A 17,305-nucleotide genomic window follows, 5' to 3' on the forward strand; every position below is an offset into this window, starting at 1 on the left:
CAAGGATTATATCTGCTACAACGAGGCATTTTGCACAGCATTATCAGGGTACAGGTATTTAGAAGCTGTTTTGAATTTCTCCAAAAAGTTTTTCTTGGCTTGATGTATCCGTTTTCGTGTGTGCTTTGGGCGATTTTTTGGTTTTTTTCGCTCCTGTTCTTCGTCAGATAGCCCGCTATCTTCCTCATCACAGAAGCGAAAATGCCTCAAAAACTCATCCCAAATCATCGCACGATAAATTCAAAACGGCTTCTACAAAGTATAAGATGAATGTCCGCAAACAGCCAATATATACCCCTGAAAAATGAATATATACTGCATACGCAGTTGAATATATACTGCATACGCAATTGAATATATACTGCATACGCAATTGAATATATACTGCATACGCGGTTGAATATATACTGCATACGCCTACGGATATATACTTCATCAGCAAACGCAGTAGTACTGCGTTTGCAACTCAGCCGAATCGGCTAATTGCGGAATTCATAAAGTATAATAAAATAAGGAATGAAGCAGAAAAGGATGCCCCTTCTTGCTTCATTCCCTAATTTATATCCCCTTGCTATAATTCTTCTTTATTTTTCAAAATCCAGCCAATTCCAGCAAGCGGTCTACAGCAGCATTCAGTCCATCGGAATTCTTTCCACCGGCTGTAGCGAAATGCGGCTGGCCACCTCCCCCACCTTGAATAAGCTTGGCAGCCTCGCGCACCAGTTTTCCGGCATTCAAACCTGCTTTTACCTGATCATCACTCAACATCACCGTAAGCATGGGTTTGCCGTCGCGCTCACTTCCGATAGCAACAAAAAGGTTTTCAGGGAATTGACCTTTCAGCTGGAAAGCAATGTTTTTCACCGAATCGGCAGGCAGAGGAAGTACCGCCTTGATGACTTTCACTCCATGGATTTCTTTCGCTCCTTCTATCAGCTTGGCTTTCACCTGAGCTTCTTTTTCTTTTATAAATTCTTCCATCTGCTTTTTCAGACCGGCATTTTCATCAATGTAGCGTGCGATGGCTGTTTTCAAGTCGGGAGCATTGTTGAAGAGGGCTTTCAGGTCATTGAGCGTGTCTTGCACGGTATCAAGCATTTCCTCCACTTTAGCTCCGGTAATGGCCTCGATACGGCGCACACCAGCTGCCACCGAACTTTCGGAAATAATCTTCACCATGCCAATTTTCCCTGTGGCAGACACATGAGTACCGCCACAGAACTCAATAGATGACCCGAACTGGACAACACGTACTTCATCGCCATATTTTTCACCAAAGAGAGCGATAGCCCCCAGTTCGCGTGCCTTCTCGATGGGAAGGTTACGATATTCGGTCAAGGGGATATCGGCACGGATTTTAGCATTAACCAGGTGTTCTACCTCACGTAACTGTTCGGGAGTGACTTTCTGGAAATGAGAGAAGTCAAAACGCAGCGATTCGGGTGTAACAAGCGAACCTTTCTGCTCTACATGAGTACCCAGTACCTGCCGCAAAGCTTCATCAAGCAGATGTGTACACGAGTGATTAGCAGCACAAGCAGCACGCTTGTCAGTATCAACACATGCCATCATCGGTGCGTCAAGGTGTTCGGGAAGTTGCTTGGCTATATGAATGGGGAGGTTATTCTCCTTCTTGGTATCGATGATATCAATCGTTTCGAACTCGCTAACCAACACGCCAGTGTCTCCCACCTGTCCTCCGCTTTCGGCATAGAAAGGAGTTTCATTCAATACAATCTGGTAAAGAGTCTGGTTTTTCTGCTTAATCTGACGATAGCGCAAGATACGGGTTTCATACTCGGTATAATCGTAGCCCACGAAATGTGTCTCACCTTCTTCCAGTACCACCCAGTCACCGGTTTCAACAGCTGCGGCATTGCGTGCACGCTGTTTCTGCTTTTGCATTTCGGTATTGAATTCTTCTTCATTTACCGTCATTCCGTTTTCGCGCAAGATGAGTTCGGTCAGGTCAAGAGGGAATCCGAAGGTATCGTAGAGCGTGAAAGCATCCACACCACTGATTTCGGTCTTTCCTGCTGCTTTTGTATCAGTCATTACTTTATCCAAAAGACGGATACCAGTTTCGAGCGTGCGGAGAAAAGCTTCTTCTTCTTCCTTGATAACCTTCTCAATAAGAGACTGCTGAGCTTTCAGTTCCGGATAGGCATGTCCCATATTTTCGATGAGCACAGGTACCAGTTTGAACATAAAGGCCTGCTTCTGACCTAAAAAGGTATAGGCGTAACGTACGGCACGGCGCAAGATGCGACGTATGACGTAACCTGCTTTGGCGTTGGAAGGAAGTTGTCCATCGGTGATAGAGAAAGCAATAGTACGTATGTGATCGGCCACCACACGCATAGCAACATCCACTTTCGGGTCGGTACCATAGGTCATTCCAGCCAGGTTACCGATGGCTTTGATAATGGGTTGGAACACATCCGTGTCATAATTCGACTTTTTGCCTTGCAACACCATACAAAGACGCTCGAACCCCATTCCGGTATCAATGACTTTGGCGGGCAAAGCTTCAAGCGATCCGTCTGCCTTGCGGTTGTATTGCATGAATACAAGGTTCCAGATTTCGATAACCAACGGGTTGTCTTGGTTCACCAGCTCACGTCCGGGCACTTTTGCCTTTTCTTCGTCTGGACGCAAGTCAATGTGGATTTCAGAACAAGGTCCACAAGGTCCGGTATCACCCATTTCCCAAAAGTTGTCGTGTTTGTTTCCGTTAATAATGTGATCTTTAGGAAGAAATTGTTCCCAGTATCCGGCAGCTTCGTTGTCGCGTTCAAGTCCTTCTTCCGGACTACCTTCGAACACGGTAGCATAAAGGTCGGCAGGGTTGATTTTCAATACACCCACCAAGTATTCCCATGCCCAACCGATAACTTCTTTCTTGAAGTAATCGCCGAATGACCAGTTGCCAAGCATTTCGAACATAGTGTGATGATAGGTGTCATGTCCTACTTCTTCCAAGTCATTGTGCTTGCCGCTCACGCGCAAACATTTTTGCGAGTCAGTCACACGTTTGTATTTTGCCGGATGGTTTCCCAAGATGATGTCCTTAAACTGGTTCATGCCGGCGTTGGTGAACATCAGCGTGGGGTCATCTTTGATGACCATCGGTGCCGATGGCACAATCTGATGTCCTTTCGACTCAAAGAATTTTACGAATGAGTCGCGGATTTCGTTTGCTGTCAACATATAAGTCTTATTATCTTGTCGTTAATATTCTAAAAATCGATTTGCAAAGATAATCTGTTTTATTATTTTTGTCGCTACGTTTGGAGGAAAATTTTTGGAATTGAAGAGTTATCGTTCGCAAAGCAGGGCCAGTGATGAAGAAATATCCAGGAAGTCTCCCCGCTTTGATATGTAGAAGTATGACCAGCTGCCTGCATGCAGCACGTGATTTTGGAGAAGCAGGCTTTCTCCTTTTCTGCGGGGCAATAGACGAGCAAATATTACCGGTAAAGCGTATCCATGACTTCTTCGACTCCTTTTATAAATAGAAAAATTTATGCGAAAAGTCTATTATATATATAATCCGAAAACACGGACTTACGACCGTATTTATCCTACAGTACGGCAGCGTATGATGAGCTACCTGCGCAATTTGTTTGTAGGTATGGGTCTGGGAGCAGGATGTTTTATCCTGTTATTACTGATTTTCGGTTCGCCTTCCGAAAAAGACCTGCGGGTGGAAAACTCACGTCTGCTGGCACAATATCACATTCTCTCGACACGGTTGGACGAAGCACTGGACGTAATGCAACACCTCCAGCAAAGGGACGATAACTTATATCGGGTAATTCTGCAGGCAGATCCTGTACCGTCGGCTATACGAAATGCCAACTATGGGAAAACAAACCGCTATGAAGAATTGACAGAGTTGGCGAATGCAAAACTGGTGGTGAATACCACACAAAAGATGGATGTACTGGCAAGGCAGGTGTACATTCAGTCAAGGTCGTTCGATGAGGTGCTCGACTTGTGCAAGCGACATGATGAGATGCTGATGTGTGTACCAGCCATTCAGCCTGTATCAAACAAAAACTTAAAGCAGACCGCTTCCGGATATGGCACACGTATCGACCCCATATACAAGACAGTAAAATTTCATGCCGGAATGGACTTTTCAGCGAACGTAGGCACACCTGTATATGCTACAGGAAACGGAACAGTGAAAACTGCCGGTTGGGAGGGCTTATATGGAAAGTGCATCACCATTGACCACGGATTCGGTTACGTGACACGTTATGCACATCTAAACCAAATCAAGGTACATCCCGGCCAGAAAGTAGTGCGCGGAGAAACCATTGGCGAAGTGGGAACTACGGGAAAGAGCACAGGCCCGCACCTGCATTATGAAGTACACTTAAAAGGACAAATAATGAATCCTGTCAATTATTATTTCATGGACTTGGATGCTGATGATTATGACAAGATGATTCAAATAGCCGCTAACCACGGCAAGGTATTCGATTAACAACCAATGTATAGGAAAAAGAAGCATGGCCCTGAAACAAGATAAGCAATTGAAATTATATTATTCCATCCGTGAGGTGGCTGAGATGTTCGGCGTAAACGAATCATTAATACGATACTGGGAAAAGGAATTTCCGGATATTGCCCCGAAACGCGCTGGAGGAAAAATCCGCCAATACACGAAAGAAGATGTTGAAAGCATCCGTCAGGTTTATTATCTGGTGAAAGAAAAAGGAATGACACTGGCCGGAGCCAAACAACAGATGAAGCAAAACAAAGAGGGAGTTCGCAATACTACCGAACTGGTGAAACGCCTCAAGCAAATCCGTGATGAGTTGGTAAGCATTCGCAAAGAACTGGACTATTTGACATAGTGAATTGATAGTGGATAATTTGCTTAAGCATAACTATCCACTATCTCGGTCATCTACCTTACTCCGCATTGTCGTCAAAATCATCAATACGGGTTATTTTTTTAATATTGTTGATTTTCTTCAAATTGTTGCAGATGGTGTTTACATCATTCACATCGTGTACGTAGAGCTGGATGCGTGCTTCGAAGATGCCGTCTTCCGACTCGATGTACAGTTTATGAATATTGACATTCAGCTGTTGGGATATCACTTCGGTTACTTTATTCAGCACACCGATTTCGTCTATACCTTTTATATATACATTGACAGGGAAAACCAACGCTTTTCCTGTCTGCCATTGCACAGCTATCAGTCTGTTACCGAAACTGGTTTTCAGTTGAGTGGCAATAGGGCATTGGCGTTTATGTATGACAATACGGTTATTGTCGTCAATGTATCCCAATACGTCATCTCCCGGTATAGGCTTACAGCAATCAGCCAGGATATAATTTTTCTGGATAGCATCGGGAGTGAGTTTGACAATTTCTTTCTTGTCGATGTTGAGCGGCTGCTTTTCAGATTCTCCTTTATTTTCCTGTTGTTTTTGTTTGTTACCACCAAAAGCAAAGCTGATATATTTTTTCCAGTTTGTAGTATTCGGCTTTTCTTTCAGCTCATTTTTATCAGGCTCACCCAGTGTAAATACACCTTGCCCCACAGCCAATGCCAGTTCTTCGTAAGTCTTTACCTGATGCTTATCACATAACTTACGGATGTTTTCGTCAGTATTGGGCAGACCTTCCTGTTGGAAAAATTGAACTATCAGGTCTTCTCCCCGTTGTTGCTGCTCGCGTCTTTCACGTTTTAAGATAGCCTGTATCTTAGCTTTTGCTTTGGCTGTAGTAGCAAAATTAATCCATGAAGGTTGCACTTTTTGCGATTTGGAAGTGAGGATTTCCACCTGATCTCCACTTTGCAACTTGTGACTAAGTGGAACCAGTTTATGATTGACTTTTGCACCGATACAATGGCTCCCCAAGAAAGTATGGATAGAGAAGGCGAAATCGAGTGCGGTACAGTTTTGTGGCATCGTCTTGATTTCTCCTTTCGGAGTAAATACGAATATTTCGGACGCAAAGAGATTCAGTTTAATAGTGTCAAGAAAGTCAAGAGCATCAGGTTGCGGGTCATCCAGGATTTCTTTGATAGTCTTAAGCCATTTGCTCAGTTCTCCTTCGTCTTCGCTTCCTCCGCCCTCTTTGTATTTCCAATGTGCGGCGAACCCCTGTTCAGCTACATCGTTCATCCGTTCACTACGTATCTGCACTTCAATCCATTGTCCTTTGTTGCTCATCAAAGTAACATGAAGAGCCTGATAGCCGTTAGCTTTCGGATGACTTACCCAATCGCGCAAACGGTCGGGATGCGGTTTGTAGATACGCGAGATGGCCACATAAATATCGAAGCAGTCATTCAATTCTTCCTCCTGATTACGAGGCGTAAAAATAATCCGTACAGCAAGAATGTCGTATATTTCCTCGAACGTGATGTGTTTAGCCTGCATCTTATTCCAGATAGAGTAAGGCGACTTCACACGCGCAATAATGCGATAGGGAATCCCCATCTTGTCAAGTTGTTCGCGAATAGGTGCTGTAAATTCGGCAAATAATGTGTCACGTTCCGCCTGAGTGGCTTGCAACTTGTTTTGGATTTCTTGATAAGTCTCAGGATGCTCGTACTTGAAACTCAAATCTTCCAACTCTGTCTTAATACGGTTCAGCCCCAGACGGTTGGCAAGCGGAGCATAAATGTACAAAGTCTCACCCGCAATTTTATATTGCTTGCTCGGAAGCATTGAGCCCAGTGTGCGCATATTATGCAGGCGGTCGGCTATCTTAATCAGGATGACACGTATGTCATCGTTCATTGTAAGAAGTAACTTTTTAAAGTTTTCTGCTTGCGCCGATGCACGGTCGCCAAAAATACCTCCCGATATTTTAGTAAGCCCATCAACTATTTGCGCGATTTTAGGCCCGAATAAATTCTCAATGTCTTCTACGGTATAATCGGTATCTTCTACTACATCGTGCAATAGAGCGGCACAGATGGAAGTAGAACCCAAGCCAATTTCCACGCAGGCGATGCGTGCAACGGCGATGGGGTGTAGAATATATGGTTCACCCGACCGGCGTCTTACTCCTTTATGCGCTTGTCGGGCGAAGTTGAAAGCCTTTGTAATTATTTCTACTTTTTTGCGGTGTCTGCTTTCTAAATATCGGTCCAACAATTCCTGGAAAGCATCGTCTATCAGCTTTCCGTCAGCTTGTTCCTGAGTCAATTTTTCGTCCGTCATGGTAGTCCATCTTAAATCAATAGTGCAAAATTAGGAAAAATCAGTAATTTTGCAAGAAATATGGACATTTTTTCTTCACCTATCGGATACGGATAGATTTTCCTGCACGGATATTGCTTCCTCGGATACCATTCAAGCGCCGTATCTGCGATACGCTGACACCATATTTACGTGCAATTCCTCCCAATGTTTCCCCATTACGGATACGGTGATACACGGCTTTGGGTTCAGGAATATCCACGGTGGAACGCCGGGTAAGATAAGTTTCCGGTTTATAATTATAAATGCTATCTTCATGATCGATGAAATAACTCATCGTCTTGCTTGGAAGCCGTAAAGCATAAGGCTGTTCGTTGCCTGGTACCACATCTTTCTTAAACTCCGGATTCAAGGCACGCAACTCGTCAATATTGATGTTGCACACCTCTGCCACTTGTTGCAAATGGAGCGGACGTGAAATATGAATGGTGTCCGTCCCTTCAGGCAACTTCATTTCCATCGGACTAATATTGTGCTCGCAATAGTAAGTCATAATGTAATTGGCTGCGATGAAGGCCGGTACATATCCGCGAGTTTCTTTAGGCAAGTAATTATACAGTTGCCAGAAATCTTTTTCCCCGTCGGCACGGCGAATAGCCTTATTTATAGTACCGGGTCCACAATTGTATGCAGCAAGTACCAAGTTCCAGTCATGATAAATGTCGTACAAATCTTTCAGGTAACGGGCGGCGGCACGAGTCGACTTGATAGGGTCACGACGTTCGTCTACAAAGCTGGTCACCTTCAGTCCATAGACTTTTCCGGTGTTCAGCATGAACTGCCATAAGCCTACAGCTCCTTGACGAGATGCAGCCATCGGGTTCAACGCCGATTCGATGACGGGCAGGTACTTCAGTTCCAGCGGCAGGTTATAGAGATCGAGTGCTTCTTCGAAGATGGGCATGTAGAAGTTATTTGCGCTCAACATGAATGCCACTTTCTGACGCAAGCGAGTCGCATACATGTCGATAAATTTACGCACAACTTCGTTATACGGCATTTCGATGATAGCAGGAATGCGTTGCAGCCGATCGATATAGACGGAGTCGCTCACATCTGGATTCCCGGCATTTACCTCACAGTTTTCACCGATGTTGATGTAGTTTTTCGATATCCAGTCGAGATACAAGCTATCAGTTTCCGACAACATGCCTTCGGGTAATCCGATAACTTCTTCCGTCCCCGACTCCGAGCGGACGGTTATACTGTTTTCGTCCGTCTGTTGCGCATAAAGGGCCGATGCCCCTAACATACTTAGTATACCAATACACAGTTTTTTCATCATATCTTAAAAATTAATACTGCATCGCAAGCCTATGCCTTGTGGTAGCCCACGGTGCGGGTCATTAAATATAGCAGGTTGCCATGTCATGCTCAAGTCGTTGGAGATGTCGAAGTTTGACAATTCAGCATCCACGTATGCATCGACCACCGATAGCAGGTACACGCCGATAAAGGCGAAAATACTAAGGTCTCGCTGGCGCCGGTATACGTCTTTCCGTCGCTGGAACAGGTCTTGAAAATAGCTTAACTGATTGAAGACATCTTCTTGGGTGTATCCCAGCGGTAAGAAATCCATATAGCTATCATTGGCAGGATTGTCACTCATGATGTCCTGATATGCCTGAGAGTAATCTTTATACATTTGTCCATTCCACGTCAAGGCATAGATACATCCTACGAAACCGCCGTAGATGATGGGCAGTTTCCAATATTTATGGTTATAAATTTGTCCTGCTCCCGGTATGGCAAGCGAAAGCCAAATGGCACTATTGGCATTGGGAGTCCATTTTTTCTTCTGGATTTCCATCTTCGGCATCTGCTGCTGGATAGAGTCGTTCTTACGGGCAAGCAAGGCAGTATCTACCGGTGCTTCCAGTGCCTCAATGCGTTGCCTTTGCCAAGCCAGCGTGTCAAGCAAAGCAAGGCTGTCTGCCCGGTTCTGAGCACGTATAGAGTCTGCTTTTAATATTCCTTCACGATGCTTGCGGGCACGCTGGGCATATACATCCGTACTTTCTCCAAATAAGAAGCAAAACAAAAATACAAGGGTGGTCAGGTATGTCAATGGTTGCTTTTCCAAAACAGTCTGCTTTTATTCTTTAGGTTGTAACGAATCCAATATCTCCATAATCCGTTCCAGGTCGGCTTCACTATTGAAGGGAATACTGATTTTTCCTTTTCCTTTGTTGCTGCACGAAAGTTGCACCTTGGTTCCAAAGAAAGAACACAAGTGATTTTGCAAGAGGGTATATTCTTCAGATAGTTTGGCTCCTTTAGGGGTTATTTTCTTTCCGCCCGACTCTACACTTTCGCCCACGGAGAGTGCCTTGACGATTTCTTCTACTTTCCGCACCGAATAACCTTGCGAAATGATTTCATTGAAGATGCGTATCTGAGTCTTGGGATCGTCTAATGCCAGCAAGGCACGGGCATGTCCCATATCTATTTCCTTGTTCTTCAATGCCACCTGGATAGGGGCAGGCAATTTGAGCAGACGCAGGTAATTGGCAATGGTAGCGCGTTTCTTTCCCACGCGGTCGCTCAGTCTTTCCTGGGTCAGTCCGTATTGCTCGATGAGGTGCTGGTAGGCAAGGGCGATTTCCAGCGAGTTAAGGTCCTCGCGCTGGATGTTCTCTATCAGTGCCATTTCCATCACATTTTCATCATCAGCCGTCCGGATGTAGGCAGGTATGGTTTTCAGTCCAGCCTGTACAGCAGCCCGGTAACGCCGTTCGCCTGCTATAATCTGGTAAGAGTCTTCATTCAGTTGGCGCAAGGTAATGGGCTGGATGATGCCTATCTCTGCAATCGAGTCGGCAAGTTCTTGCAAAGCTATCGGGTCGAACTCGCGCCTAGGCTGGTTCGGATTGACCGATATCTTATCCAACTCTATTTCATTGATGGACGAAGAGCCCGAGGTCTTGATTTCCTCGTTGGTAGAAATCAAGGCGTCAAGTCCTCTGCCCAATGCATATTTCTTTTGTACCGCCATGTCTTGTTGCGTAATTATTACGGGTCGTTATTGTTTTGTGTTCTTGTTGATTATCTCATTGGCAAGCGCCAGATAGTTCTTGGCTCCTGTCGAATCGGCATCATACAGGATGGCAGGGATTCCATGGCTGGGTGCCTCGCTCAGTTTTACATTACGCTGGATGATGGTCTTGAATACCAGTTCCTGAAAATGGCGTTTCACCTCGTCATAAATCTGATTTGCCAGACGCAAGCGCGAGTCGAACATGGTCAGCAAGAATCCTTCTATTTCAAGCGAAGGATTCAGCTTCGTCTTGATAATCCGTATGGTATTCAGCAGTTTGCTGATTCCTTCCAGTGCGAAATACTCGCATTGCACCGGAATAATGACCGAATCGGCCGCGGTCAAGGCATTGATGGTAATCAGCCCCAACGAAGGCGAACAGTCTATCAAGATGTAGTCGTACTCGCTTGCCATCGGAGACAACGCCTTCTTCATGATTTTCTCGCGGTTATCCAAGTTCAGCATTTCTATTTCCGCCCCTACCAGGTCAATGTGTGAAGGGACGATGTCCAATCCGTCAATATCGGTCGTGTAAATGGCTTCCCGTATGTCGTTCTGGTTAATCAGACATTCGTAAATGGAACAATCGATGTCTTTCAGGTCGACTCCCAGTCCCGACGAAGCATTTGCCTGCGGGTCAGCGTCTATTACCAATACTTTCTTTTCGAGTGTAGCCAATGATGCAGCCAAGTTTATGGTAGTGGTAGTTTTCCCTACCCCACCTTTCTGGTTGGCCAAAGCAATTATTTTTCCCATATTAATCAGTTTATCTGATTGCGAAGTAACAAATAATTGGCGAAATAGCGTATCTCATTCTTGCAACATTTTGCAAAACTGTTGATAACTTACGCCGGTTGTTAATAACTTCGCGGGGCAAATATAACGATTTCTGTGCAATAATCAGCCTTGCTTTGTGAAGATTAATCAAGCCTTGTGTAAAATTAACTGATATCATGCTTTTGCACACAGGTGGAAAGAGCCATGCACTTATATGCGGGCAAGCTTTCATACAAGTGCCAGCCCGCACGAAGCTATCTGCATTAAATGCATTGAGGAGTTTCGTCATTTTGGCACATTGGCAAATTTATTGTACCTTTGCGTCTGCAAGAACAGATATATAAATCAAGGAATATATGACAAAGAAAAGACCTCTGCTGCTGTTGTCGAATGATGACGGCATAAATGCCAAAGGGATACATGAACTAATCCGTGCCTTACGCCCGGTAGGAGATTTGATTGTAGTAGCCCCCGACGGTCCCCGTTCGGGAGCTTCGGGTGCCATCACATCTGCTTCTCCCATACAATATGCCTTGCTTCAGCAGGAAGCAGGGCTGGCTTTGTACAAATGTTCGGGCACTCCAGTCGATTGCGTAAAACTGGCATTACATGCCATTGTGCCTGCCGTGCCCGATTTGGTGATTGGCGGAATCAACCACGGAGACAACTCTTCGGTAAATGTGCATTATTCGGGCACAATGGGAGTGGTTATTGAAGGTTGTCTGAAAGGGATTCCTTCCATAGGCTTTTCGTTGTGCAACCACAGTGCCGATGCTGATTTTTCTGCTACATTGCCCTACGTACGCCGTATCGTGGAAGAAACCCTGGCAAAAGGACTGCCCGAGGGGATATGCCTGAACGTGAATTTCCCCGACACCTCAGATTTAGAAGGAGTACTGATATGCCGGCAGACACACGGTGTATGGACGAACGAGTTTGTAAAAGCCGACCATCCGAGGGGCGGAAACTATTTCTGGTTAACAGGCGAATACAAGAACCTGGAGCCTGATGCCGAAGACACCGACCATTGGGCATTGGCACACAATTATGTGGCGATAACTCCGACCCAAATCGACGTAACCGCCTATGCTATGGTACGTGAACTGAAAACGTGGAACTTTGACGTATGAAATATTATCTGATAGTAGGAGAAGCATCGGGCGACCTGCATGCATCCAATCTGATGCGTGCATTGCTCCAGGAAGACCCCAAGGCAGAATTCCGGTTCTTCGGAGGTGACTTGATGAAAGAAGTGGGCGGCACGTGTGTCCGGCATTACAAATCACTGGCATACATGGGATTCATCCCTGTACTATTACACCTGCGGACGATTCTCCGCAACATGGAATTCTGCAAGAACGATGTGGAAGCCTGGAATCCTGATGTGCTGATACTGGTGGATTATCCGGGTTTCAACCTGAAAATAGCCCAGTACATCAAGCTGCACACAGAAATCCCCATCTTTTACTACATTTCCCCTAAGATATGGGCATGGAAAGAATACCGCATCAAAAACATCCAGCACGATGTAGACGCAATGTTTTCCATCTTGCCGTTCGAGGTGGAGTTTTATCAGAGATACCATTTCCCGGTACATTATGTGGGCAATCCGTGCGTGGATGCCGTCGATGCTTTCCGGAAAAACTTCAACGAAACATTCGAAACTTTCGTCTCTGCACATAACTGGGAGCAGAAACCGATTATCGCTTTACTTGCAGGGAGCAGAAAACAAGAGATAAAAGACAACCTGCGTAGGATGATAAAGGCCTCACGATATTTTCCAGACTATCAGTTTGTAGTAGCCGGTGCTCCGGGCATTGAGGCAGACTTTTACCGCCGGTACATGGATGCAGATACAAAGATAGTCTTTGGCGAAACTTATCGTTTGCTTTCCCATGCTACAGCGGCACTGGTCACTTCGGGTACAGCCACGCTTGAGACTGCACTTTTCCGTACGCCTCAGGTAGTATGCTATTACACCGCTGCAGGAAAACTGGTCTCGCTATTGAGACGTATGATTCTAAAAGTACCCTTTGTATCATTGGTCAACCTGATAGCCGGCAAGGAAGTCGTGACCGAACTGGTAGCAGGTGATATGCAGGTAAAAGCAATCAAACAAGAATTGTCATACATCTTGCCAGGCAGCGAGCGACGTAAACGGATGCTGGAAAATTACGATTGCCTGATACAGATTCTAGGAAAGGCTGGAGCATCCGGACGGGCTGCCCGCCAGATGCTGCAAGCCTTGTCGGCATATAAGAAACGGTTATATCAATGAAAGAATATATAAGTAAACCACAGCTGCAGGTACCGCCATCAGTGTACTATCGAAACGGTCGAGCATACCTCCGTGTCCAGGCAGGATGTTTCCCGAATCCTTGATGCCCAATGTCCGTTTGAAAAGTGACTCGGTCAGGTCTCCCCATGTGCCGAACACCACGATGGTCAATCCTAAGCCAATCCACTCACCCATTGTGAGAAAGGTAAAATAATGAGAGAGCACAACAGCTGCAATGATGCAAAACACAGCCCCGCCAATTGAGCCTTCCCATGACTTTTTAGGAGATATACGTTCAAACAAACGGTGCTTTCCGAACAGCATACCCGTACAATAAGCTCCGGTATCGTTTATCCATGTAAAGATAAAAATAGACAAAGGTAATACCGGATTATACTGCGAAACGCTAGTCGCTGCACTGTTGTGATAAGCCAGCAGGTTCAGCAAGGCAAACGAAAGACCGATGTAGAGCTGGCTCATCATAGAATATGCCCAATTGTTGATAGGGTCTTTTTGCTGCTTATACAATTCACTGATAAACAAATACAAGATAAGAAACAGGTAAGGTATGAATATTTCGTTACTTCCCGGAACGACTCCAATGTATCCGAAGCAAAGAAACAAGAACACTCCTGCCAGGATAGTGATAGATTTGTTCATCTGTACCTGACCGGTTGCGTTCACCAGTGTGCCAAATTCGTTGATGGTCAGTGCACTGATGACGCAAAACAGAATGGTGAACGAGATAGGACCTCCTAGAATACATCCTACCAATACGGCGACAAAAATGACACCTGTAATAGTCCGTTGTAGAAAATTATTTTTCATGGTACTTATGTTTATCCATCAACCGAGGCTGTCTCAAAATAAAAAACGACAATCAAAAAGTAAGGTCATTCTGAGTGCCTATTTCCTGCGGAAAATGAGCACTCAGAATGACAAAATGAAAGCTGATTTCTATTTGATACACCCTCGATTGACTTATTTACTTGTTTTCACCAGTTTGCTCCGAAGTCTTTGGGGACTCCTCTTCCTGTCCTTCGTTTTCTTCCCGGGCAGCATTTTCAGGCAATGCTTTAGGCTGTCCGGCTTCTATTTGGGCCGTTTCAGACTTATGCTCCTCTGCCATGATTTCTTCCGAGCGGGAAGTCCAAGGCCGTTTGCCGAATATTTTTTCCACGTCTTCGGCAAAAATCACTTCACGCTCTATCAACATCTGCGCCAGTTGTGCATGTCCTTCACGGTGTTGTTGCAACAGCTCTTTAGCACGAGCGTACTGCTCATTGATCATTTTCTGCACTTCCTGATCAATGATTTCAGCAGTATGTTCACTGTAAGGTTTATTAAATGCGTACTCATCATTGTTATAATAGCACAGGTTGGGCAATTTGTCGCTCATGCCGGCAAAAGCTATCATGGCGTAAGCCTGTTTGGTGACACGCTCCAAGTCATTCATGGCACCCGTGGAGATTTGTCCGACACAAATCTCTTCTGCCGCACGTCCTCCCAGGGTAGCACACATTTCATCCAACATTTGTTCCTTGGTAGTAAGTTGGCGTTCTTCCGGCAAATACCAGGCAGCCCCCAATGCCCTTCCACGGGGGACAATGGTTACTTTGATCAGCGGGTTGGCATGCTCCAACAGCCAAGACACAGTGGCATGTCCTGCCTCATGCAGGGCTATGGCACGTTTTTCAGCAGCGGTCATTACTTTTGTCTTCTTTTCCAGACCTCCTACAATGCGGTCGATAGCAGCCAAGAAATCATCCTTTCCCACCGATTCCTTCGAGTGACGTGCCGCTATCAAGGCAGCTTCATTACACACATTGGCAATGTCAGCACCGCTGAATCCCGGTGTCTGGCGTGCCAGCAAGTCTACATCAACGGTATTATCCAGCTTCAACGGACGTAAATGTACACCGAATACTTCTTTCCGTTCGTTCAAGTCGGGCAAGTCTACATAAATCTGCCGGTCGAAACGTCCTGCACGTAATAATGCCTTATCCAAAATATCTACACGGTTAGTCGCAGCCAAAATGATGACTCCACTATTCGAGCCGAATCCATCCATCTCGGTGAGCAACTGGTTCAAGGTATTTTCACGCTCGTCATTACCTCCCATGTTCGGGTTTTTTCCACGGGCACGTCCTACGGCATCTATTTCATCAATAAAAATAATACAGGGAGATTTTTCTTTGGCTTGGCGAAACAGATCCCGCACACGCGATGCCCCTACGCCCACAAACATCTCTACGAAATCGGAACCCGAAATCGAAAAGAACGGCACATCGGCTTCACCTGCCACTGCTTTGGCAAGCAAAGTCTTTCCTGTCCCCGGAGGACCTACCAGCAAAGCTCCTTTAGGAATTTTTCCTCCCAGCTTCGTATATTTTTCCGGGTCTTTCAGGAAGTCCACGATTTCCTGCACTTCTTGTTTAGCGGCAGCCTGACCAGCCACATCTTTGAATGTCACACGGTTGGCACCTTTTTCGAACAATTGTGCTTTGCTTTTTCCTACATTGAATACACCTCCAGTTCCCCCTGGCCCTGCACCTCCGCTCATGCGCCGCATGGCATAAATCCAGATGGCTATCAGCAGCAAAAACGGAAATATGTTCCAGAAAATCATTCCAAAATAGTTATTCCGCTTTTCATAACTGACAGACCCCGTAAAGTGTCCATTAGCTTGTTCTTCATCAAGAAATTTATCCAATGTATCTATAGAACCGACTTGAATAGTCACAGCAGGACTTTTTCCGACTTTGCTGGCATCTTGTTTGAATACATCCACGATGTGTTCAGGTTTGATAAACATCTCCACCGTGTTATCGTCATAAGCGATGATTTTGCTGGCATATCCTTTTTTTACCATTTCCTTAAATTCGGTATAGGATATTTCTTTGTTTGCACTGCCTTCATCACTTGACAAGTAAAGAAAGCCGAATACAAGCGCTATTACCACGTAAAGCCACGTCAGGTTAGGACGAGGCACATTGATTTTAGGCTTATTGTTCGGAGTATTATTGATATTGTTGTTTTGATTTTCGCTCATGATGTATATGAAAATGAATGGTTAGTCCAAATCAGGGATTGTTGTTAGTTTTGCATCTGCCCAAAGATTCTCCAAATTATAGAAAGAACGGACTTCGGGCAAGAATACATGCACCAGAATATCGCCATAATCCATGGCTATCCATTGTGCATTGCGCACTCCGTCCATACCGTATACTCTTTCTCCGGTCGTTTTTTTTACATACTCTTTTACCGAATCTGCAATAGCCAAAACTTGACTGGAGGAATTTCCTTGGCAAATGATGAAATACTTACAGATGGTATCTCCTATATTGGTTAAGTCTGCGATTACGATGTTTTTGCCTTTTTTCTCTTGAATGCCTTCTGTTATTTTTTGCACTAAAAGTTTTGTTTCGTTCATTACGTTCTGTCCTTTGTTTTGTTTTAAAAATTTGTTTTTAATGGTTTCTTCTCTATTAATATAAAGAGAACATGCGGCAAATATACTTGGTTTTCTGTACATCACGAAAGATTGACACTTAATTCTCTCTTTCTTTTGTATTTTTTTGAAAAAAAACTTCAAAATCCTTGCTATGTTAGAGAAAAGTTGTACCTTTGCAGCGTCAAAATCGTAACATCGGTTAATGACATGATTTTGGGCTATGGTGTAATGGTAACACAACAGATTCTGGTCCTGTTTTTCTTGGTTCGAATCCGAGTAGCCCAACTTCAATAAGTGATTGTCTCCAGGGAGGAGATAATTATATTATGTGTTTGGGCTATGGTGTAATGGTAACACAACAGATTCTGGTCCTGTTTTTCTTGGTTCGAATCCGAGTAGCCCAACATAAAAAAGACCGTTTCAAACTTGATTTGAGACGGTCTTTTTATTTTAGTTCCTATGTTTGTAATGTGCTAGCAAAATAGCATAAAGCCAAGAGAATTATTAAATTTGTAAATGA

General features: G+C 44.8%; 14 protein-coding genes and 2 tRNA genes. 6 read left to right on the forward strand and 10 right to left on the reverse strand.

Annotation, left to right across the window (positions count from 1 at the left end; genetic code table 11):
* Positions 1-15 precede the first annotated feature (15 nt).
* Together H9625_RS12875 and alaS are read right to left on the reverse strand one after the other, a co-directional pair.
* A complete protein-coding gene (locus H9625_RS12875; RefSeq protein ID WP_191764693.1) occupies positions 16-228 on the reverse strand; it encodes a hypothetical protein in 213 nt (70 codons plus the stop codon).
* 363 nt (positions 229-591) lie between these two features.
* Positions 592-3,210, reverse strand: coding sequence for an alanine--tRNA ligase (alaS, locus tag H9625_RS12880; protein ID WP_087250264.1), 2,619 nt, complete (start codon positions 3,208-3,210; stop codon positions 592-594).
* Positions 3,211-3,526: 316 nt separating this feature from the next.
* Here alaS and H9625_RS12885 point away from each other — a divergent pair, with 316 nt between their 5' ends.
* Together H9625_RS12885 and H9625_RS12890 are read left to right on the forward strand one after the other, a co-directional pair.
* Positions 3,527-4,495 (forward strand): M23 family metallopeptidase, encoded by a 969-nt coding sequence (locus H9625_RS12885; protein ID WP_022041302.1) that lies wholly within the window; start codon positions 3,527-3,529, stop codon positions 4,493-4,495.
* A gap of 25 nt (positions 4,496-4,520) precedes the next feature.
* Positions 4,521-4,868, forward strand: coding sequence for a MerR family transcriptional regulator (locus H9625_RS12890; protein ID WP_022041301.1), 348 nt, complete (start codon positions 4,521-4,523; stop codon positions 4,866-4,868).
* Positions 4,869-4,926: 58 nt separating this feature from the next.
* Here H9625_RS12890 and H9625_RS12895 read toward each other — a convergent pair whose 3' ends face one another.
* The 5 genes from H9625_RS12895 to H9625_RS12915 form a co-directional block, all read right to left on the reverse strand.
* The gene (locus H9625_RS12895) at positions 4,927-7,200 is read right to left on the reverse strand and encodes a RelA/SpoT family protein (RefSeq protein ID WP_022041300.1); all 2,274 of its coding nucleotides are present in this window, start codon (positions 7,198-7,200) and stop codon (positions 4,927-4,929) included.
* A 79-nt stretch (positions 7,201-7,279) separates the two neighbouring features.
* Positions 7,280-8,521 (reverse strand): lytic transglycosylase domain-containing protein, encoded by a 1,242-nt coding sequence (locus H9625_RS12900; protein WP_191764695.1) that lies wholly within the window; start codon positions 8,519-8,521, stop codon positions 7,280-7,282.
* Positions 8,522-8,527: 6 nt separating this feature from the next.
* Positions 8,528-9,322, reverse strand: a complete 795-nt coding sequence (locus H9625_RS12905; protein ID WP_022041298.1) for a DUF5683 domain-containing protein — start codon at positions 9,320-9,322, stop codon at positions 8,528-8,530.
* Positions 9,323-9,334: 12 nt separating this feature from the next.
* Positions 9,335-10,234 carry a ParB/RepB/Spo0J family partition protein gene (locus tag H9625_RS12910; RefSeq protein WP_022041297.1) on the reverse strand — a complete coding sequence of 300 codons (900 nt, stop codon included), beginning with the start codon at positions 10,232-10,234 and terminating at the stop codon, positions 9,335-9,337.
* 27 nt (positions 10,235-10,261) lie between these two features.
* Entirely contained in the window at positions 10,262-11,032 is a 771-nt protein-coding gene (locus H9625_RS12915; protein WP_022041296.1) for a ParA family protein, read from the reverse strand.
* A 377-nt stretch (positions 11,033-11,409) separates the two neighbouring features.
* Here H9625_RS12915 and surE point away from each other — a divergent pair, with 377 nt between their 5' ends.
* Positions 11,410-12,183 (forward strand): 5'/3'-nucleotidase SurE, encoded by a 774-nt coding sequence (surE, locus tag H9625_RS12920; RefSeq protein ID WP_022041295.1) that lies wholly within the window; start codon positions 11,410-11,412, stop codon positions 12,181-12,183.
* A complete protein-coding gene (gene lpxB / locus H9625_RS12925; protein WP_022041294.1) occupies positions 12,180-13,331 on the forward strand; it encodes a lipid-A-disaccharide synthase in 1,152 nt (383 codons plus the stop codon). Before surE ends, lpxB begins: the two co-directional genes overlap by 4 nt.
* Here the strand turns inward: lpxB and H9625_RS12930 are convergent.
* The 3 genes from H9625_RS12930 to rsfS form a co-directional block, all read right to left on the reverse strand.
* Positions 13,320-14,159, reverse strand: coding sequence for a phosphatidate cytidylyltransferase (locus H9625_RS12930; protein WP_022041293.1), 840 nt, complete (start codon positions 14,157-14,159; stop codon positions 13,320-13,322). The genes lpxB and H9625_RS12930 overlap by 12 nt on opposite strands.
* Positions 14,160-14,316: 157 nt before the next feature.
* On the reverse strand, positions 14,317-16,383 hold the full coding sequence (gene ftsH, locus H9625_RS12935) for an ATP-dependent zinc metalloprotease FtsH (RefSeq protein WP_087207233.1): 2,067 nt from the start codon (positions 16,381-16,383) through the stop codon (positions 14,317-14,319).
* A 21-nt stretch (positions 16,384-16,404) separates the two neighbouring features.
* Positions 16,405-16,764, reverse strand: a complete 360-nt coding sequence (gene rsfS, locus H9625_RS12940) for a ribosome silencing factor (protein WP_087207267.1) — start codon at positions 16,762-16,764, stop codon at positions 16,405-16,407.
* Positions 16,765-16,999: 235 nt separating this feature from the next.
* Here rsfS and H9625_RS12945 point away from each other — a divergent pair.
* Together H9625_RS12945 and H9625_RS12950 are read left to right on the forward strand one after the other, a co-directional pair.
* Positions 17,000-17,070, forward strand: a tRNA-Gln gene (locus tag H9625_RS12945).
* A 48-nt stretch (positions 17,071-17,118) separates the two neighbouring features.
* Positions 17,119-17,189 (forward strand) — tRNA-Gln (locus tag H9625_RS12950).
* Positions 17,190-17,305 lie beyond the last annotated feature (116 nt).

It is taken from the genome of Phocaeicola intestinalis (assembly GCF_014837065.1).
GTDB lineage: Bacteria > Bacteroidota > Bacteroidia > Bacteroidales > Bacteroidaceae > Phocaeicola > Phocaeicola intestinalis.